Source organism: Microbacterium sp. Yaish 1, assembly GCF_002245215.1.
Taxonomy (GTDB): domain Bacteria; phylum Actinomycetota; class Actinomycetes; order Actinomycetales; family Microbacteriaceae; genus Microbacterium.
Window position 1 is genome coordinate 182,382 of the sequence record NZ_NPMR01000001.1, and the last position, 17,344, is coordinate 199,725.

General features: G+C 66.9%; 20 protein-coding genes. 11 read left to right on the forward strand and 9 right to left on the reverse strand.

All coding sequences use genetic code 11. The features are described 5' to 3' along the window. Nucleotides 1–205 precede the first annotated feature (205 nt). Nucleotides 206–625 (reverse strand): SLATT domain-containing protein, encoded by a 420-nt coding sequence (locus CI089_RS16725; RefSeq protein WP_143738964.1) that lies wholly within the window; start codon nucleotides 623–625, stop codon nucleotides 206–208. On the opposite strand from CI089_RS16725, the gene CI089_RS00930 reads away from it, so the two are divergent. Next, nucleotides 571–2,238 carry a PA14 domain-containing protein gene (locus tag CI089_RS00930; protein WP_094259853.1) on the forward strand — a complete coding sequence of 556 codons (1,668 nt, stop codon included), beginning with the start codon at nucleotides 571–573 and terminating at the stop codon, nucleotides 2,236–2,238. The genes CI089_RS16725 and CI089_RS00930 overlap by 55 nt on opposite strands. A 532-nt stretch (nucleotides 2,239–2,770) precedes the next feature. On the opposite strand, the gene CI089_RS16315 is transcribed toward CI089_RS00930, so the two are convergent. Beyond that, a complete protein-coding gene (locus CI089_RS16315; RefSeq protein WP_179223174.1) occupies nucleotides 2,771–3,412 on the reverse strand; it encodes a hypothetical protein in 642 nt (213 codons plus the stop codon). Between the two features lie 212 nt (nucleotides 3,413–3,624). After that, nucleotides 3,625–4,662 carry a PIN domain-containing protein gene (locus tag CI089_RS00940; RefSeq protein WP_094259855.1) on the reverse strand — a complete coding sequence of 346 codons (1,038 nt, stop codon included), beginning with the start codon at nucleotides 4,660–4,662 and terminating at the stop codon, nucleotides 3,625–3,627. A gap of 592 nt (nucleotides 4,663–5,254) precedes the next feature. On the opposite strand from CI089_RS00940, the gene CI089_RS00945 reads away from it, so the two are divergent. From CI089_RS00945 to CI089_RS00955, 3 genes are all read left to right on the forward strand, one after another. Continuing rightward, nucleotides 5,255–6,910 (forward strand): catalase, encoded by a 1,656-nt coding sequence (locus tag CI089_RS00945; protein ID WP_094259856.1) that lies wholly within the window; start codon nucleotides 5,255–5,257, stop codon nucleotides 6,908–6,910. 78 nt (nucleotides 6,911–6,988) lie between these two features. Next, entirely contained in the window at nucleotides 6,989–7,330 is a 342-nt protein-coding gene (locus CI089_RS00950; protein ID WP_036305878.1) for a histone-like nucleoid-structuring protein Lsr2, read from the forward strand. Between the two features lie 79 nt (nucleotides 7,331–7,409). Then, complete coding sequence (locus tag CI089_RS00955; protein WP_094259857.1) at nucleotides 7,410–7,634, forward strand: hypothetical protein; 225 nt, start codon at nucleotides 7,410–7,412, stop codon at nucleotides 7,632–7,634. Here the strand turns inward: CI089_RS00955 and CI089_RS00960 are convergent. From CI089_RS00960 to CI089_RS00970, 3 genes are all read right to left on the reverse strand, one after another. Next, on the reverse strand, nucleotides 7,604–7,927 hold the full coding sequence (locus CI089_RS00960; RefSeq protein ID WP_143738830.1) for a hypothetical protein: 324 nt from the start codon (nucleotides 7,925–7,927) through the stop codon (nucleotides 7,604–7,606). The genes CI089_RS00955 and CI089_RS00960 overlap by 31 nt on opposite strands. Nucleotides 7,928–7,999: 72 nt before the next feature. Beyond that, nucleotides 8,000–8,242 carry a hypothetical protein gene (locus tag CI089_RS00965; protein WP_094259859.1) on the reverse strand — a complete coding sequence of 81 codons (243 nt, stop codon included), beginning with the start codon at nucleotides 8,240–8,242 and terminating at the stop codon, nucleotides 8,000–8,002. Between the two features lie 20 nt (nucleotides 8,243–8,262). After that, entirely contained in the window at nucleotides 8,263–8,631 is a 369-nt protein-coding gene (locus CI089_RS00970; protein ID WP_094259860.1) for a VOC family protein, read from the reverse strand. Between the two features lie 57 nt (nucleotides 8,632–8,688). Here CI089_RS00970 and CI089_RS00975 point away from each other — a divergent pair, with 57 nt between their 5' ends. The 3 genes from CI089_RS00975 to CI089_RS00985 all read left to right on the forward strand — a co-directional run bounded on the left by CI089_RS00975 (nucleotide 8,689) and on the right by CI089_RS00985 (nucleotide 10,589). Further along, entirely contained in the window at nucleotides 8,689–9,168 is a 480-nt protein-coding gene (locus CI089_RS00975) for a MarR family winged helix-turn-helix transcriptional regulator (protein WP_094259861.1), read from the forward strand. 28 nt (nucleotides 9,169–9,196) lie between these two features. After that, the gene (locus tag CI089_RS00980) at nucleotides 9,197–10,234 is read left to right on the forward strand and encodes a YdcF family protein (protein WP_094259862.1); all 1,038 of its coding nucleotides are present in this window, start codon (nucleotides 9,197–9,199) and stop codon (nucleotides 10,232–10,234) included. Between the two features lie 76 nt (nucleotides 10,235–10,310). Next, the gene (locus tag CI089_RS00985) at nucleotides 10,311–10,589 is read left to right on the forward strand and encodes a PLDc N-terminal domain-containing protein (protein ID WP_218823003.1); all 279 of its coding nucleotides are present in this window, start codon (nucleotides 10,311–10,313) and stop codon (nucleotides 10,587–10,589) included. A 23-nt stretch (nucleotides 10,590–10,612) separates the two neighbouring features. Here the strand turns inward: CI089_RS00985 and CI089_RS00990 are convergent, their stop codons facing one another. Beyond that, nucleotides 10,613–11,467 (reverse strand): PhzF family phenazine biosynthesis protein, encoded by an 855-nt coding sequence (locus CI089_RS00990; RefSeq protein WP_094259863.1) that lies wholly within the window; start codon nucleotides 11,465–11,467, stop codon nucleotides 10,613–10,615. A gap of 55 nt (nucleotides 11,468–11,522) precedes the next feature. Here CI089_RS00990 and CI089_RS00995 point away from each other — a divergent pair, with 55 nt between their 5' ends. Then, entirely contained in the window at nucleotides 11,523–11,861 is a 339-nt protein-coding gene (locus CI089_RS00995; protein WP_094259864.1) for an SH3 domain-containing protein, read from the forward strand. A 131-nt stretch (nucleotides 11,862–11,992) separates the two neighbouring features. Here CI089_RS00995 and CI089_RS01000 read toward each other — a convergent pair whose 3' ends face one another. Both CI089_RS01000 and CI089_RS01005 read right to left on the reverse strand, forming a co-directional pair. Then, complete coding sequence (locus tag CI089_RS01000) at nucleotides 11,993–12,751, reverse strand: response regulator (RefSeq protein WP_094259865.1); 759 nt, start codon at nucleotides 12,749–12,751, stop codon at nucleotides 11,993–11,995. Continuing rightward, nucleotides 12,748–14,016, reverse strand: coding sequence for a sensor histidine kinase (locus tag CI089_RS01005; protein WP_256977345.1), 1,269 nt, complete (start codon nucleotides 14,014–14,016; stop codon nucleotides 12,748–12,750). The genes CI089_RS01000 and CI089_RS01005 overlap by 4 nt, the downstream gene beginning before the upstream one ends. A 163-nt stretch (nucleotides 14,017–14,179) precedes the next feature. Here CI089_RS01005 and CI089_RS01010 point away from each other — a divergent pair, with 163 nt between their 5' ends. From CI089_RS01010 to CI089_RS01020, 3 genes are read left to right on the forward strand one after another with little or no spacing between them, the layout of a single operon-like run. Next, entirely contained in the window at nucleotides 14,180–15,202 is a 1,023-nt protein-coding gene (locus tag CI089_RS01010; RefSeq protein ID WP_094261182.1) for a tripartite tricarboxylate transporter substrate binding protein, read from the forward strand. Continuing rightward, the gene (locus CI089_RS01015; RefSeq protein ID WP_094259866.1) at nucleotides 15,199–15,819 is read left to right on the forward strand and encodes a tripartite tricarboxylate transporter TctB family protein; all 621 of its coding nucleotides are present in this window, start codon (nucleotides 15,199–15,201) and stop codon (nucleotides 15,817–15,819) included. The genes CI089_RS01010 and CI089_RS01015 overlap by 4 nt, the downstream gene beginning before the upstream one ends. Nucleotide 15,820: 1 nt before the next feature. After that, the gene (locus CI089_RS01020; RefSeq protein WP_094259867.1) at nucleotides 15,821–17,338 is read left to right on the forward strand and encodes a tripartite tricarboxylate transporter permease; all 1,518 of its coding nucleotides are present in this window, start codon (nucleotides 15,821–15,823) and stop codon (nucleotides 17,336–17,338) included. Nucleotides 17,339–17,344: the final 6 nt, after the last annotated feature.

The window sequence follows — 17,344 nt, forward strand, 5'->3', positions numbered from 1 at the left end:
CTGTGACCAGAAGATCTGGATCTACGGGGTAGCACCGACTTCGGTGCGCGTGAATGTCTCGTCGAGCGCCCGGGACTCGACTAAGCCGGCGACCTCACGGTGCGATGCGGCGGCGTTCGATCATCCCATCTTCTAGCTTCCAGACGAACGACACGAGCGTCGAAAGATGCTGCTTTACCCTTCAACGCGGAGCGCCAGGCGGGCCTCAGCGACCGACTTCTTTGCTCGCTCCCCGCCTCTCTGCAAGCCAGTCCCGACTGAATTGCGCCCACGCTTCCCGGCGTGCGTCGTCGAACCTTATGACGTCCTCCACCTTGAGTCTTTCCTCCGGCCTCGTCGCAACGTAGGTGGTAAGTTCCTCCTCGTCGCGATGCCATCGGGCCAGGGCCTGATCCGCGGAAACCCAGCGCGCGCGAAAGTTGAAGAATGGTTCGAGCGCCGTCACTAGGGTCACTACAGCCGATAGCGCGAATCCCCAAGCCGCGAGCCCCGACAGGTCCGCTAGGCCCAGCATGATGGTGGCCAGACCCGAGAGAAGCACGGCCGTCAATCGGAAGACGACCGCTCCGAATGCCCATCCGCGTCGCCTACCTCGAATGTAGTTGCGTAACGTTCCCGCAAGCAGGGTCCTACACCCTGCGTCTCATGAGCGACGACGGGGCCCGCGTCTGGCTCAACGACGTCCTCGTCATCGACAGGTGGGGTTCGCCGGCTGGGACCGAAACCAACAGCGGTAGCTTCACCGTCGCGGCCGGTGAGGTCCGCCGCATCCGCGTGCAGCAGAAGTTCGAGCAAGGCTCCACGACGAATACCTCCACATACGGCTACGACGCGGCAGGCCGACTCGTCTCAGCCCGGATCCCCGGCCACCAGCTGACCTACGAGTTCGCGTCGTCGGGGGGCTGCGGGGTGAACACGGCAGCCGGCGCGTCTGGTAACCGCACAAGGTATACGGACGTTTACACGGCTCCCGGAACCTCCACACCCGTAACCACGACAACCCAGTACTGCTACGACTGGGCTGACCGCCTCACCTCGACCAGCGTCACCGGCGCCATCACCGGATCGACGAGTGTTGTCGACGGCCTGGCGCCATCGGACATCGTCTACGACGCCCGAGGCAACACCGTGCGCCTGGCGGACATGCAGCTCCGATACGACGCGAACAACCAGCACGTGGGCACGATCTACGACGACGGGACCAACGTCAGCATCGTCCGAGACCCCCTCGGGCGCGTGGCATCTCGCACCACCACGCCGTCAGGAGGCGGTGCGGAGGCGGTGGTCAAGTATCTCTACAACGGAACGAGCGATGCCGCATGGGCAACCGTCCCCGCCGCCGGAACGGCAACCCTCTCCCTCTCCCTACCGGGTGGTGTGACGGTAGACATCCCGTCCACCGGACCGTCCACCTGGTTGTACCCGTCACTGCAGGGCCACACCCTCACCACGGGCGACGGTACCAACTCCACCGGGCTCAGCCTCTACGACCCTTACGGTCAACCCCTTGCCGCAGGCACATATGCGATCGGCACAGCCGCCGCAGACGACTCCGGCGTCGTGACAGGAACTTCAGGCTGGCACCAGGGCGGGCAGAAGCTCGTCGAAACCGCCGGCACGACCATGCTCATCGAGATGGGCGCGCGCCTATATGTTCCTGCGCTCGGGCGCTTCCTGCAGGTCGATCCCGTCGAGGGCGGCGTAGACAACGACTACGTCTGGCCCACCGACCCCGTCGGAAAGAGTGACCTATCTGGCCGGGCATGGTGGGACGAGGCGTGGAAGGGCGTTCAGAGCATTGCAAAGGGAATCGCGAACTCGAACGTCGCAGACGCAGCTTTCGCTGTATGCGGCTTCATCCCCGGGCTCGTCAGCGCCGTATGCGGTGTGGCCGAGGCAGTGGTACACGTCGTCGCGGGTGATCCAGTGAGGGCTGCGACGTCCCTCGCCCTCGCCGCCGCCGGCGCTGTCGGCGTCGGCGCGCTGGCACGCGCCCTCGACAGAGGAAGTAGAGGGCTGGCCGTCGTCCGAGCGGCACAGCCCGTTCAACAGCTGACCAGGTCCCAACTAAGGCCGCATCGGCAGAACATACGCCAGACGAATCAGTGGGTTGCGAACGCGCCCTTCGCCGCCGCCTCGATCGCTGCGGGCTCTATCGTGGGGGCTATCATCGCGAAACCCAGTCCAACCAAGGCTATGAGGGGCGGAGGAGGAATGCTCAGGTGGTCGATACGGTGACGGTCCCCAGGGCCATCGCGCATGCGACGCGCGGTGTGCGCGTAGGCGGACTGATAGTCGGACTTTTCCACTCCACCCTCGCTGCCACCACCTATTTCACGCAATCAGACAAGTTTCCAGCATGGATGTCCTGTATGTGGTTGCTTGTTGGCGCTTTCGTTGCTATACGACCATGGTGGCTATCTATCGTGATAGTTGAGGATGGGTTTATCGTCACTTCCTGGTTTCGCCGATATCAGTTCCGGAGAGGTGAGGTGGAGAGCATCGACATGAGGAAGGTCCACAGCATGGGACTGGGGGCGATCGCAGTCGGGTACATACCATTCGTTGGATCCGTGAGAATGATAGAGATCGTTAGGAATGGCGGGAGGCAAGTCTGGCTCCCCTGTCTGCTCGGCAGGCGCAATGATGTCCTTCGGTTAGCGCGCGCACTCCGCGTGCAAGTGGGACTCTCCTCCGCCCATAGCTTGTTGAACGACTAAGAGGCCAGCTCAAGACGGCCATATCGAGGTAGTAGACCATGACGACGAACCTAGTTCGCGTTCGCGAGGACAGCGGTGTCGTGCACGTCCTCACGAGAGAGAGCAGCGTTGAGGAATTCTAAGGTCTCCTGGTCAAGGTTGTCGAAGGATTGCCAGGCTCTATCGCTCAGTCCGACTGCTCTCCGCGGATTGTCCGTTATCCCAAAGATGATATATCCGCCTCGCGCGTTTGCGAATTTGTACCGCCGCACCGCTTCAGCACGTTGCGTCTTCTTCAGCGGCTGACGACGCATCCCGACGCCACGTTCATGGAGGAGCTCGAGCATGCTTGGTTTCGAGATGCGCAACTCGTCGCAGAGCTCCGGTGTTCCAGCGCCCGACTGATACTTCGTCACCATCTCTTCGATCTGCGCGTCGGCGAGCCGACGCCTCACCGCCCACGGCTGAGGCTCTACTTCGACAGCCCCCGGTGCAACCGCCTGACTTGACGCCGCGAGCTTCTGCAGCTCTAACAGGGGCGGCGAAAGCCTCATCGAATTGGTTAAGTCCTTCCCCACCTGGCCACCTCTGATAGCAGCATCAAACCCGCCGACTTCCGCTTTCACGTTGCCGCCGGCGCTGATCGCCAACAACCCTGCCGCGTGGCGCAGATCATGAGGTGTGACGCGCGGGAACAGATGCGGCGTACGCACGCTGGCAACGGTCGCGGCTTCGATACGCCCCTGCGTCTCATCGCGGATCTGCGTGACCGCGCTGTTGAACCACGCGGTCGTCGACTTGGCTCGTCGGATGAAGCCGCCGAGAAGCGACTCGTTACCCGGGCGGGTGACCGCTCGGAAGGCTCCCCTTAGCGGTGAGCGTCCGGATGGGATCGTCGCCGCCGGGCGAGGCGCCCGAGGAGTAGCTATTCAGTCTCGACTAACGCAAAAGGTCCGAGCTCAAGACTGCTGAACATCAGGCCATCGCGAGACGCGGTGATGTCAACGTGGCCGGACGTGACGAAAGGCAGGACAACTCGATCCTCTTGTACTTCGACATCCCCGCCGCCAGATCGAACACGCTGGAGGGCGAGCTCCACATCAACGGTCGCCAAAAAGTCGGCCCGGAGATCGCCCCGCTCCCAGTACTGTCTCACCTCTACCTCGCCCACCAATGGCTCTCCGATGTCTGTGATGAACAGCGCTGCCGGTTCACCAGGCGTACCTAGATCGCGCGGTAGAAGATCGTCTAGTCTCGATTCCCAGAGCGCCGACTGAAGGTACCCGCCGATTTCGCCCGCGCTGACGGCAATGTCAAAGCCCTCCTGAATCTGGTCATGGAAGACCCCTGGCACAGAGAACTCGGCGAGACTCTGTATCCAACGGAACCAGGGATCCTCGGCGCCGCGCTCGGCCAAGTCATCGACAAGGTGTTGGTGGAGCTCGCCGCGTGCGTTTCCCTCCCCGCCGAAGGCGCGGCGATCGGCGCTCACGAACACGATATCCTCGTCCTCAAAGCGGCCATCGACCACTTCGAGCACAGACAGCCAATGGAGCGTGTCACGGTAGCCAGATCCGTTCTCATCGAATGGACGGCGCCGGGCGATTGCTCGTCGCGCAACGTCGCTATGAGTAACCCGCGGGGCATCGATCATCGAGACGCCCACCGCCTCTAGTGCTGTTCGAATGCGTTTCGGATACTTGCGACCTTCCCTGAGCGCCGCCTTCCTCGCCCGCTCCAAGTGCGCCTGAACGTCGCGGGAAGCTTTTCGCCCGACTGCTTGGATCTCTACCGCCTTCGCCTCACGCAGCCGTCGGTACGTGGCGATGGCTTCCTCGAGCGCCAGGGTCGGCAGCAGAACTTCGACCCTGCCGCCTCTCACCGCGTCTGCCAACTGCGGCCAAATGGCGCTTCGGAGCATCGGGTCGGCGACGATCACGTTGGCGTCGAGCACGAGCAGCACGTGGCCAGCATATGATCCCCCGCCCGCTGTTCCTGAGAAGGTGGCTTGATGCCGCAAATCGTCGCCTCGCGAATGGCGTGAAGGCAGAGAGGTTCTGAGTCCTATCGAGCGATACGAGGGGCGGCGGGGGACTGCTGCAGGAGGAGGTGACCTCGTGAACTGGCTCGCATGAGGCCGCTTGTTCACCGATCACCACCCGTCTAGGGATCCCTAACGTGCGGGCTCGCAGCTCCGCGAGCCCGCTTCCCCGAAGGCGCGCCGTGGCAACATATGGCAACACTCCCACTGATTCTCGCCTCCCACGCATATTGAGCCAGCGCTCCGGGGCCTGGACGATCCTGATCGAACACGACACAGCTAGACCCATGGGCCGAGTCCGAGCCCCACGGGCCTAGCGCATGATTGTCAGTCGAGCCTGCCACGACGAGATCGTCGTCGACTCGCCAAACTCGGCGTATGTGGGAGGCCCGGCATCCGCCATTCGTGGCGAGTCGACGATCGGGGCACCCCCCGCAACCCCCTTCCGACCGCATCCGCTCCCCCGTAGCCTCGGCCGCATCCCCACGACGATGCGAACCATACGGAGGACGCGATGACCGATGTATCGAACCAGGGTCCCGCTGAGGGCGACGACCGCCGGGAGCTCACCGACCGGCAGGGACACCCCGTCTACGACAACCAGAACCAGCGGACGGTCGGGGCGCGCGGGCCGGCGACGCTGGAGAACTACCACTTCCTCGAGAAGATCAGCCACTTCGACCGCGAGCGCATCCCCGAGCGGGTCGTGCACGCGCGCGGCTTCGTCGCCTTCGGATACTTCGAGGCGACGGGCATGTGGGGCGACGAGCCCATCGCGCAGTTCACGCGCGCGAAGCTCTTCCAGGAGCCCGGCAAGCGCACCGACCTCGCCGTCCGTTTCTCGACCGTCATCGGCGGACGCGATTCATCCGAGGCTGCGCGCGACCCGCGCGGCTTCGCCGTGAAGTTCTACACCGAAGACGGCAACTGGGACCTCGTCGGCAACAACCTCGGCGTCTTCTTCATCCGTGACGCGATCAAGTTCCCCGACGTCATCCACTCGCTCAAGCCTGACCCGATCACCTTCCGGCAGGAACCGGCGCGCATCTTCGACTTCATGTCGCAGACACCCGAGTCGATGCACATGCTCGTGAACCTGTTCAGCCCCCGCGGCATCCCGGCGAACTATCGCACCCAGCAGGGTTTCGGGGTGAACACCTACAAATGGGTCAACGAGCAGGGCGAGACGAAGCTCGTGAAATACCACTGGATCCCCTCGGTCGGCGTCAGCTCGATGACGGAAGCGGATGCCGCCGCCGTCCAGGCAGGTGATCTCGGTCACGCATCCCGCGACATGTACGAGGCGATCGAGCGCGGCGAGTATCCCGAATGGGAACTGCAGGTGCAGATGATGGACGACCACGACCACCCGGAGCTCGATTTCGACCCGCTCGACGACACGAAGGTGTGGCCCGAGAACGAGTTCCCGCCGCGTGCCGTCGGCAAGATGGTGCTCAACCGGAACGTGTCGAACTTCTTCGCCGAGAACGAGCAGATCTCGTTCGGCACCGGCGTCCTCGTCGACGGCCTCGACTTCTCCGACGACAAGATGCTCGTGGGGCGCACGTTCTCGTACTCCGACACCCAGCGCTACCGCGTCGGTCCGAATTACCTGCAGCTGCCCGTCAATTCCCCGAAGAACGCCTCGGTGGCCACGAATCTCCGCGATGGACAGATGGCCTACCACGTCGACAACGGCGGCGAGAACCCCCACGTCAACTACGAGCCGTCCATCACCGGCGGGCTCCGCGAGGCCCAGTATCCGACACATGACGAGCAGGGGCCGGAGATCGTGGGGCGGCTGACGCGCAAGCGCATCCCCCGGACCAACGACTACACGCAGGCCGGCCAACGCTATCTGCTGATGGAGGACTGGGAGCGCGACGACCTCGTGGCGAACTTCGTCGACCTGATCGGGCAGGCCGCTCGTCCCGTCCAGGAGCGGATGCTCTGGCACTTCTACATGGTGGAGGACGATCTGGGCCGTCGCGTCGGCGAGGGCCTGGGAATCACGCTGGACGAGATCAAGGATCTGCCGCCTCTGCAATCCCAAACACTCAGCGAGGACGAGCTCGAGCGACTGCGCAATCTCGGGCACAACGGCCCGCGCGATGTGGCCGGTCTTCAGATGACTCATTGCGTTCCCAATGCGCGCGCACAGGTGGCCTGAGGACGGGGATCGCCACGACACGAAATAGTGTCGTCGACTGGTGATGCGCAACACGATCAAACCGCTAATATGTCAGCCATGGCCCGCAAACAAATCACCCAGCTCATCGACGATCTCGACGGAACCGTTCTCGAGAGCGGCGAAGGAAAGCAGATCACCTTCTCGATCGAGGGACGCGCTTACGAGATCGACCTCTCGGACGACAACGCCGAGAAGTTTTACAAGGCGCTGGCACCGTTCGTGGACGTCGCTCGCTCGATCCGCGCGAACACGCCTTCGCGTTCGCGCTCCTCGCGCGCGAACAAGAGCGACCTCGACCTGACGGCCGTCCGTGAATGGGCGCGTTCGAACGGTCACACCGTCAACGAGCGCGGCCGTGTTCCGGCAGCCGTGATCGAGGCGTACCGCGCCGCGAACTGACCCCATCCGACCGCAGAAATGGCTCAGGCACCTCCAGGCCTGAGCCATTTCTCGTTCCCGAACATCGACGGAGCGCCTCATGAACAACGGCCCAGCAAGCAATAGCGATCGCGCGAGCAGTGGCGCGAACGGGGTCGCAATCGGAATCGCGCTCGGGCTTCCGCTCGGCAGTGCGATCGGCATGCTCGCGTTCGACAACATCGCGCTCGGCGGCGCGATCGGCCTCTCCCTCGGAATCGTTCTGGGTGTCGCGGCCGACGCGCGTCGCCGCGATCAGTCGGATGACGCGGATGACGCCGACTGAGCCCGCTGCCGGCTGCTCGACGTGAAAGCGCCGTTCACGAGATAGATCGCGGCGAGCATCGGCGCGAATGCCAGCGCGACAGCGACAGGCGCCAGAAACCACAGCCCCGACAGCGCCGACGTGAACATGGTCGACCCGAAGATGATGAAGGCGACCCCGGCGATGCGCACGGCCCGCACTCGACCGGGTTCGCGCGTCGGGAAAGTCCACATCGGGTAGGGAATGCCCGGGCGAAGCCTCTCGAACCAGAGAACCGAGACCACCTGCATCGCCGCTCCGGCGGCGACGAGCAACAACCACATCCACGCGAGTTCCATCTGTTCGATGCAATCACACGGAGGCGTCGACGGCCAGCGACGAATGGATCAGTCGTCGCGAGACGTTTGCAGAGCCCGGCGTCGACGGATGCCGAAAACCAGCGCCACCACCCAGTAGAGCGCGAGCAACGGCGAGATCACGGCGAGGACGATACGAATGACGTCGCCGCCGTTCAGCGCCCAGGGAATCCAGATCGCCGACATCCCGACCCAGACGATCGCCTGCATGACGATCACCCCGAACGGTGTCGCGGCCGAACTCGCTGCGATTCGCTGGAACAGACTCTGCACCCAGCGAACCTAACAGCCGCTCAAGCCCGGTCGTGCAGCGTGACGTGGTAGCCGTCGGGATCGGCAAAGGTGAAGGTGCGACCGAACGGCCCGTCGACAGGCTCAGAGACGATCCGGTGCCCGGCGGCGGCGAGTTCGTCGTGGATAGCCTGCACACCGGTCGCATGCAACCACAGCGCGACGCCCCGTCCGGGCTGCTCGAGCGCATCGAGATCCATGCCGGGCATGGGGTCACGCAGAGCGAACGCGATCGGCGACGTCGAGAACACGACGGCATGCGGCGGCCCTTGCGGCGAGCGCTCGAGCCCCAGGAAGGTCTCGTAGAAGGCTTGAGCGGCCGCGAGGTCGCGCACCTGGAGGGAGATGAAGTCGGGTCCGGTGACGGGCATGAAGGTCGTCCTTTCGTGTCAGTTTTCTGACACTGAACCGTATGTCAGAATACTGACATGAGTCAAGACGACGATGGCATCGACCTGGAAACGTCGATGGGCTACCTCGTGAAAGAGGTCTCGAGCGCCCTGCGATCGGCGATGGAAGACGTTCTGCGCCCTCTCGGGATGAACATCACCCACTACTCGTGTCTCGAACTCCTCGCCCAGCGCCCCGGGCTCTCGAACTCCGAGCTCGCCCGCGGCACGTTCGTCACACGCCAAAGCATGAACGTCCTGCTGCAGACGCTCGAACGCGACGGCGAGGTGACGCGTGCAAGCACCCCCGCATCCGGCAAGGCGCTGCCGACCGAGCTCACCGAACGCGGGCGCGAGCGCCTGGTCGCCGCCACCGCCGCAGTGCGCGGAGTGGAGATGCGGATGCTGTCAGGGCTCGATGACACCGACAGGCTGACGACGTTCCGAGCGCTGCGGCGGATGGCTCGGTCTCTCCGGCAGCCCGAGACCGTCAGCATTGAACCGGCGTCGAGCACGTAGTCTCATCCCCCCTCTCTAGGCTGGGTGCGTGCCCGGCTTCTTCACACTCCTCTTCGCGGCGCTCGGCATCGTCCTCGCCGCTCGCGACTCGCGCCGCCTGCTGCCCGGCGTCCTGCTGACGCTCGCGGCGACCTCGCTCGTCGCGGCGGTGGTGGCCTTCATCCTCGGCGTGACCGTGGTGCTCGCCACGCTCGCCGTTCCCGGGAACGACGTCGTCGGGCTCCTGCTGATCTTCATCGTCCCTCTGCTCGCCGCGATCGGACTCGGCGTCGCGCTGCTCGCCAACGGCGTGGTGATGCTGCAGCGCGAAGGGCGGTCGCTGGCGAACCGCCTCTCGCTCCTCGCCGGAATCGGCGTTCTCGCCATCCTCGCGCTCGGTATCGTCGCCGTCGCGGCCGGGTGGTTCGAGCTCGCCGTCATCCTGCTCCTGCTCGCCGGTCCGATCGGCTACGTCGGGATGGGGTTCGTCGCCTACCTCTGCTGGTCGGCGGTGTACGCGCGCATCGCGCGCCGAAGCGCAGCGCCGGCCGCGATCATCACCCTCGGGTCGGGTCTGCGCCGAGACGGGAGCGTGCCGCCGCTGCTCGCCCAACGCGTGGCGCTCGGTGTCGAGACCCTGCAGCGCTCCCCCGGCGCGATGCTCGTCGTCTCGGGCGGCCAGGGCGCAGACGAGCCGCGAAGCGAGGCGGCCGCAATGGCGGAGTACGCCGCAGAGCTCGGGGCGCCCGCGGAACGCCTGCTCGTCGAGGACGCGTCACGGACGACCGAGGAGAACCTCACGCTGACCCGCCAGATCCTCGCCGAACGCGGCATCGCCGGGCCGGTGCTCGCGGTGACGAGCGATTATCACGCGTTCCGTGCCGCCACTCTTCTGCGGACCCTCGGCATGCCGGGCCACGCGATCGGCGCCCGCACCGCCCGCTACTACCGGCCGAGCGCACTGCTGCGCGAGTACCTCGCCCTGCTCCGCGACCACCTCGTGCTCAACGCCATCGCACTCGGCGTCCTGATGTTGCCGCTCATCGCGTTCGTGGCGATCTCTCTGATCACTCTCATCGCGGATTGAACGTCATCCTGGCGGGGTACGCGAGATCCATCGACGGACTCACGACAGCGAGCTCGCGCCCCGCGAGGCTGGAAGCATGATCGAAACCGCACGTTTCCTCGTCGTCTCCGACGACTGGCTGCCTCGCGACTGGATGCCGGGAGTCGCGACATCCGTCGTCGTGGTGCTCGCCGTGGTCGCGGCCCTCGCGGCGATCCTGTTCATCTCGAGCCTGATCTCGATCCTCGCCTCGCCTCGTTACACCGGTGGCGGCAAGCTGCTGTGGATCGTCGGGATCTTCGTCTTCCCCATCGCCGGTCCGCTCGTCTGGTGGCTCGGCGCGCGCAACGCGCAGATCCGCACCGACCGCCCGTGACCGCAGCGGCGACGCTCAGCTGATCAGGCGATCGCGACGGCGTGCCCCGAGACGGTGATCCCACCGCTGACCGGAATGTCGACGGTCAGCTCCCCCGGTCGTCCCACATGTCGACCCTGCTCGATGACCACGACCGCGGGAATCTCGACCGCGCCGAGCGCGCGCAGATACGCGCCGAACGATGCGGCCGCCGACCCCGTCGCCGGGTCCTCCGTGATGCGACCGACGGGGAACAGGTTGCGCGCCTGGAAGCGATCGGATGCCGCGCGGAACGCGACGGTGATGGTGGCGGGCCACCCGCGGTCGTCGAGCAGCGCCCGAACCGCGTCGGGATCGAACGAGAAGTCGTCGAAGGTCTTCTGCTCCGCAAGCACGACGACCGGATGCGTGTTGCCCGTGTTCGCGAGCCGCGGTGGAAGCACGGGGTCGAGATCTGCCCGCGTCAGGCCGAGCAGACCGAGAATCGCGTCGAGATCGGCGTCGTCGAGGTCGCGGACCGACGGTTCGACGCTGGTGAACGACGCGCGGATGCCGTCGTCGTCGCGCGAGACCGCTATCGGCACGACGCCGACGGGGGTGTCGAACCGAACCGCACCCTCGGAGGAGACCTGGTTTCGCTCGGCGAGCGCGACCGCCGTAGCCACCGTGGCGTGCCCGCAGAAGGGAACCTCGGCGATGGGCGAGAAGTAGCGGATCGAGCGCGCGCCGTCGGCGGTCGTGCCGGTGACGAAAGCCGTCTCGGCATAGTCGACCTCGGCCGCGATGCGCTGCATGGCGCTGGCATCGAGTGCGCCGGCATCCAGGACCACCCCGGCGGGATTCCCACCTTCGGGTCGCGTGCTGAACGCGGTGTATCGCAAGACCTCGGGCGTGCTCATCCGTTCAGGCTACGCCCGCCGTCACGGTGTCCGACGCCGCCGCCATCATGGAACGATGCGACGTGTTCTCATCTCCGACCATGAAGCACCGGAGCGGCCTCCGCTCCGGATCGATCCCGGCGATGTCGTCTCGGTCGGCGCCTGGGACACCGAGTGGCCGGCCTTCGTCTTCGTGACCACGGCGAACGGCTCGGGCTGGGCGCCCGGACGGCACATCCGCATCGAGGGATCAGTCGGCACGGTGTCGACGGGGTACGACACCACCGAGCTCTCCCAGACGAAGGGGAACGTCGTCGAGGTGGTCGTGGATGACGCCGAGAGCGGCTGGTCATGGTGCCGCGCCGAGGACGGCCGCGAAGGCTGGATTCCTCACCGCGTCCTTCGGGACGCCTGAACCACCGGCCCCTGACCGTCAGCGCAGACGCGCCAGGCGCTTTTTGCTCCTGTTCTCGCGGACGATCCAGGCGGTGTCCGGGTCGGCGGTGTCGAACGCGAGCAGGCCCGGCCCGGGACCGGCAGCGACGCTCAGCGCTCGGGCGACGGGGCGAGCCGGTACAGCACCTGCGGACGGCCGCGCTTCCCATAGCGATGGGAGAGGTGGATGACGCCGGTGTCGACCAGGTGCGTCAGGTAGCGGTTCGCGGTCGCGCGCGAGATGCCGCAGGCCGTGGCGACCTCGGCTCCGGTGAGGGCGACGACCGGGTCGAGGGCGGCGACGACCTGCGCGAGCGTCGGTGCGGCGAGGCCCTTCGGCAGGCCGGCGTGGTCGCCGCCGCCCGTCATCCGTCCCGCGGCCCGGCGCGTTCCGGATGCCGCGGCCGGCGCGGTCCGGATCGTGCCGGTCGACAGCAGCCGGTCGATCTCACCCTGGGCCAGAAGCGCATCGCGGTCGCCGATGACGATCCGCTCGCGATCGGCGGCATAGCGTTCGAGCCGCTCGCCCAGCGCGGCCTGCGTGAAGGGCTTGACGAGGTAGCCGACGACACGCGCCGCGAGAGCCTGACGCACGGTGGTCTGATCCTGCGACGAGCTGATGACCAGCACGTCGGGTCCGTCGTCGCCGAGCGTGCGCAACCGATGGAGCACCTCGATCCCGCTGATGCCGGGCAGCCGCATGTCGAGCAGGATCAGGTCGACCCCGGACCGGCTGTGCTCGAGAGCCGCTTCACCGGTGCCCGCGGTGGCGACGACGACGAACCCCCGGGTGTCGGAGACGAATCCCGCGTGGAGGGCACGCGCACCGCGGTCGTCATCGACGACGAGCACCCGGATCGGTCCGGTCATCGCGCAGCCTCCAGCTCGAAGGCGAATCGCGCTCCCCCGAGCGGCGAGCGTCCGACCTCGACCGAGCCCGATCGGCCCGCGACGATCCGGCGCACGACATCCAGTCCCAGGCCGCGCCCGAGGCCCGTCGTGTCGGTCTTCGAGGAGTAGCCGGCCGCGAAGATGCGCCGCGCAACGCGCGGCTCGACTCCGGGACCGTCGTCGTCGACGGAGCCCACGATGCGGGAGCCCTGGTTCCGCAGCGAGCAGACCACGTTCGCGGCGCCCGCCTCCGCCGCGTTGCGGCAGAGGTTCGACACGACCGACACGATTCCCTCGTCGATGTCGTGGGCAAGGCCGAGGTCGAAGCGCACCCGAGCCCCGATCTCCTGCAGTTCGGCGCGCACGGTCGGAATCATCGCGGCGAGCACCGGCTGATCGTCGCGTGCCTCGTCGTCGCCTGTGTCCACGGGACGGCGCACGCTCGCGATCTCTTCGATGTATCCGCGAGCCTCGTCGGCGTCGCCGCGCGACAGCAGGCCGTGGATGACGTGCAGCCGCGTGCTGAACTCGTGCGACTGCTCTCGCAGCGCCGTCGCCGTACGACGCATCTGGGCGTGTTCCGCCGCGATGACGTCCAGCCGACGGAACCGGCGCTCGACCGCGGCGGTCAGGATCGAGCTCGCCAGAGTAGCGATCACGAGCGCACCGACCGCCCAGGGCAGCAGGGCGCCGAAGGCCTCGTCGAGCTCGCCGGCGATCTGCGACTCGAGCACCCCCACAGCCACCATCCCGATGGGTGTTCCGTCGGCGCCGCGCACCGGCACCTTCGCGCGCAGCGACGGCCCCGACGCTCCGACCTCCGTGCCGACGAACGTCTCGCCCGCGAGCACGGAGGCGTTGGTGGTCTCGACCTGCACGCCTCGTTCGGACGCGAGAGGATGGGTGATCCGGACGCCCTCGTCGTCGGTGATGACGACGTAATAGACGCCCGCCGCCTCACCCACGAGCTCGGCGATCGGCTGCAGGATCGCTGTCGCCGGTGCGAGGTCGGCCGCATCGGCGAGCGCGCTCGGCGACCCCGCGCTCATCGCCCCCGCCACGGCCTCACGCACCTCGGGAAGATCCGCGAGGCTCGAGGCCACCTCGAGCACGCGTTCCGTCGTCGCTTCCCGGATCGTGCGCTCCGGCGCCGCGAGGGCGATGGCCACCGTGGCGGACAGGGCCGCGAGCGTCACCACCGACGGGAGCACGAGCAGCACGATGCGCGCGGCAGAGGCCCTCACCGTGAACGGCATCCTGTCCACTTCCTCGTGCGATCGGACGCTGTCGGGCCATGCCCGTGCGCATCTATGAGAACAAATCCCGCCACGCTCGGGGGCGGCTCAGCGAAGTGCCATCCTAATTCGATCTCGCGGAGACGACGATGTCCGCGCGAATGGAGTGATCATGACGCATAGCGCGACAGATGCCGGCGCGCGCCCGGCGCACCGCGGCCGCACGCTCGCGGCTCGCATCATCGGAGGCGCCGTCGCGGCGGCGGCCATTGCGACCGCCGCGGTCGGCTCGGTCACCTCGGCGGCCACCGGCCAGGAGATCAGTGCCTCGATGACGATCATCGCCCCGGCAGCGGCCGGCGGCGGGTGGGACGGTGTGGCTCGTGAGCTGCAGCAGGCCCAGAAGGCGAACGGTCTGGTGAACAACGTGCAGGTGGTGAACATGCCGGGCGCGGGCGGGACGATCGCCCTCGGCAACGTCTCGGTGCTCGACGGTCAGCCGGGAAACATGCTCGTCGGCGGCACCGGGCTTCTCGCTGCGACGATCCAGTTCGACTCAGCCGCCAAGCTGAGCGATGTGACCCCGCTCGCGGTGGTCGTGGAGGAGTACGACGTCATCGTCGTACCGGCCGACTCGCCCTACGAGACCCTCGACGATCTCGTGAACGCCTGGCGCGAGAACCCGAAGTCGATCCCGTGGACGGGCGGCGGGTCGTTCGACCAGCTCGTGGTCACCGACCTGGCACTCGCAGCCGGGATCAACCCCGTCGACACGACTTACATCTCGTCCGACGGCGGCGGCGAGGCCATTCAAGCGCTCCTCAACGGCACCGCGAAGGCGGCCGCCGGCGGCTACCCCGACAACATCGACCAGATCGAGGCGGGTCGGCTGCGGGCCCTCGCACTCGTCGCGAAGGAACCGATCGACGGCATCGACATTCCGACCGCCGCCGAGCAGGGCTACGACATCTCCCTGTCGAACTGGCGCATGCTCGCGGCGCCCTCGGGGCTCGACGACGCTGACGTGACCGCCCTGACCGAGCTCGTGCTCGACTCCGTCGCGACTCCCGAGTGGCAGGACGCGATCGAGCGCTACCGCTGGACCGAGCGCATCATCACCGGAGACGAGCTGACCGCTTTCCTCGACGACGAGGAAGAGCGGATCACGAACCTGTACGAGGAGATGGGACTATGACGTTCCCCCCGAACCCGACCGCGACCTCGGCCGTCGTCGGCGATCGCCTGAGGCTCGTCTCGGGTCCCGGCCTCGCCGCCCTGCTCAAGGGGCTGACGATGCCGGTGATCATCGCCGCATTCGCCACCTATCTGGTGGTGGGAATCTTCACGATGAAGGTGCCGGCGAACGCCGTGTTCCCCGGGCCGCAGTTCTTCCCCGCGATCATCGCCGGAGGCCTGTACATCTTCGCGGCGGCGCTCGTCGTCTCGGCGCTGAAGGAGATGCGCGAGACGAGCGCGGCGCGGCCCGACATCGCAGCGGTCGCCGCCGATGTCATCGGGGGCGACGAACCGGATGCCGAGTCGGGCGACTCCGCTGCCGCCCGACCGGTCCGGGTCGACGTGCGCTCGCTGCTCTGGGTCGTGCTGTCGTTCCTCGGCTTCGCGTTCCTGCTCGAGATCCTGGGCTGGATCATCGCGGCAGGGCTCCTCTTCTGGTGCGTCGCGCGCGCCTTCGGGTCGACGAGGCACCTCGGCGGACTCGTCGTCGGGCTCACGGTGAGCTCGATCGCCTACATCGGTTTCGACATGGTGCTCGGGATGCCGCTCCCCTCCGGCATCCTCGGAGGGTTCTGACATGGATGTGCTTCAGCTTCTCGGCGAAGGGTTCGCCGGTGCCCTGACCCCCGCCAACCTGCTCTGGGTCCTGGTGGGTTGTCTGCTCGGCACGGCCGTCGGCGTGCTCCCCGGCCTGGGATCCTCGATGGCGGTCGCCCTGCTGCTGCCGATCACGTTCTCGCTCGATCCGACGGCCGCCTTCATCATGTTCGCGGGCGTGTACTTCGGCGGGTTGTTCGGCGACTCGACCATGGGCATCCTCATGAACACGCCCGGCCAGGCCTCGGCGATCGCGTCGACGTTCGAGGGCCACAAGATGGCGCTGAACGGACGCGCGGCCCAGGCACTCGCGACCGCGGCCATCGGCGCGTTCATCGGCGGCTTCGTGGCGTCGGTCGTCGTGGTGTTCGTCGCCCCGGCGCTCGCGGATCTCTCGAGCAGATTCGGCCCCGCTGAGTTCTTCGCGCTCGCGGTCTTCGCGTTCGCGGCGACGTCGTCGGTCGTCACCGACAATGTCGTGAAGGGCCTCACCGCCCTGTTCATCGGTCTCGGCATCGCCGTCATCGGCATCGACGGCGTCTCGGGCGCGCCGCGCTTCACGATGGACTCGCCCAACCTGTTCGACGGGATCTCCCTCGTCACGGTGACGGTCGCGATCCTCGCCCTCGGCGAGGTCATCTACGTCGCCTGCCTCGAGCGGCATACCTCGAACAAGGCGCTCATCAAGCCGACGGGGCGGCCCTGGCTCTCACGCCGCGAGCTGAAGGAGGCCGCGCCCGCCTGGGCACGCGGCACCGCGATCGGTCTGCCGTTCGGCGTCGTGCCCGCCGGCGGCTCGGAGATCCCGACGTTCCTCGCCTACGGCCTCGAGAAGCGGCTCGACGCGCGGCGCAAGAAGCCGCAGTTCGGCAAGGGCGCCATCCGTGGTCTCGCCGCTCCGGAGGCCGCCGGCAACTCCACGACCGGCATGGCGATGGGTGCGCTCCTCGCGCTCGGGCTGCCGATCTCGGCGACCGCGGCGATCATGCTGGCGGCCTTCCGCCAGTACGGTCTGCAGCCCGGTCCGCTGCTGTTCGACCGGGCACCCGACCTGGTGTGGTCGCTGCTGGCGAGCTTCTTCATCGCGATGGTCGTGCTGCTCATCCTCAACCTTCCGTTCGCGATGCTGTGGGCGAAGCTGCTGCTGATCCCGCGCCCTTACCTCTACGCGGGCATCACGGTGTTCTGCGGCCTGGGCATCTACGCGACCTCGGGCTCGACGTTCGACCTGCTGATGCTGCTCGGGATCGGGCTGCTCGGGTTCCTCATGCGCGCCCTCGACTTCCCGCTCGCACCGCTGATCATCGGCATGGTGCTGGGACCGCTGGCCGAGACGAGCCTGCGCGACGCGGCGATGAGCTCGAACGGCGACTTCTCCGTGCTCGTCCAGAGTCCGATCACGATCGTGCTCTACGCGCTCCTCGCGCTCGTGCTGGTCTTCTCGGTGCGGGGCCGTGTCGTGGCTCGCAAGCGCGAGAAGCAGCTCACCAGCGCCTGAACGAGC

What these genes read in the sequence shown, in the direction of transcription:
- CI089_RS00930 (WP_094259853.1), top strand. Translation starts at nt 571, where the DNA reads ATGCCCATCCGCGTCGCCTACCTCGAATGTAGTTGCGTAACGTTCCCG.
- CI089_RS00945 (WP_094259856.1), top strand. Translation starts at nt 5,255, where the DNA reads ATGACCGATGTATCGAACCAGGGTCCCGCTGAGGGCGACGACCGCCGG.
- CI089_RS00950 (WP_036305878.1), top strand. Translation starts at nt 6,989, where the DNA reads ATGGCCCGCAAACAAATCACCCAGCTCATCGACGATCTCGACGGAACC.
- CI089_RS00955 (WP_094259857.1), top strand. Translation starts at nt 7,410, where the DNA reads ATGAACAACGGCCCAGCAAGCAATAGCGATCGCGCGAGCAGTGGCGCG.
- CI089_RS00970 (WP_094259860.1), bottom strand. Translation starts at nt 8,631, where the DNA reads ATGCCCGTCACCGGACCCGACTTCATCTCCCTCCAGGTGCGCGACCTC.
- CI089_RS00975 (WP_094259861.1), top strand. Translation starts at nt 8,689, where the DNA reads ATGAGTCAAGACGACGATGGCATCGACCTGGAAACGTCGATGGGCTAC.
- CI089_RS00985 (WP_218823003.1), top strand. Translation starts at nt 10,311, where the DNA reads ATGATCGAAACCGCACGTTTCCTCGTCGTCTCCGACGACTGGCTGCCT.
- CI089_RS00990 (WP_094259863.1), bottom strand. Translation starts at nt 11,467, where the DNA reads ATGAGCACGCCCGAGGTCTTGCGATACACCGCGTTCAGCACGCGACCC.
- CI089_RS00995 (WP_094259864.1), top strand. Translation starts at nt 11,523, where the DNA reads ATGCGACGTGTTCTCATCTCCGACCATGAAGCACCGGAGCGGCCTCCG.
- CI089_RS01000 (WP_094259865.1), bottom strand. Translation starts at nt 12,751, where the DNA reads ATGACCGGACCGATCCGGGTGCTCGTCGTCGATGACGACCGCGGTGCG.
- CI089_RS01010 (WP_094261182.1), top strand. Translation starts at nt 14,180, where the DNA reads ATGACGCATAGCGCGACAGATGCCGGCGCGCGCCCGGCGCACCGCGGC.
- CI089_RS01015 (WP_094259866.1), top strand. Translation starts at nt 15,199, where the DNA reads ATGACGTTCCCCCCGAACCCGACCGCGACCTCGGCCGTCGTCGGCGAT.
- CI089_RS01020 (WP_094259867.1), top strand. Translation starts at nt 15,821, where the DNA reads ATGGATGTGCTTCAGCTTCTCGGCGAAGGGTTCGCCGGTGCCCTGACC.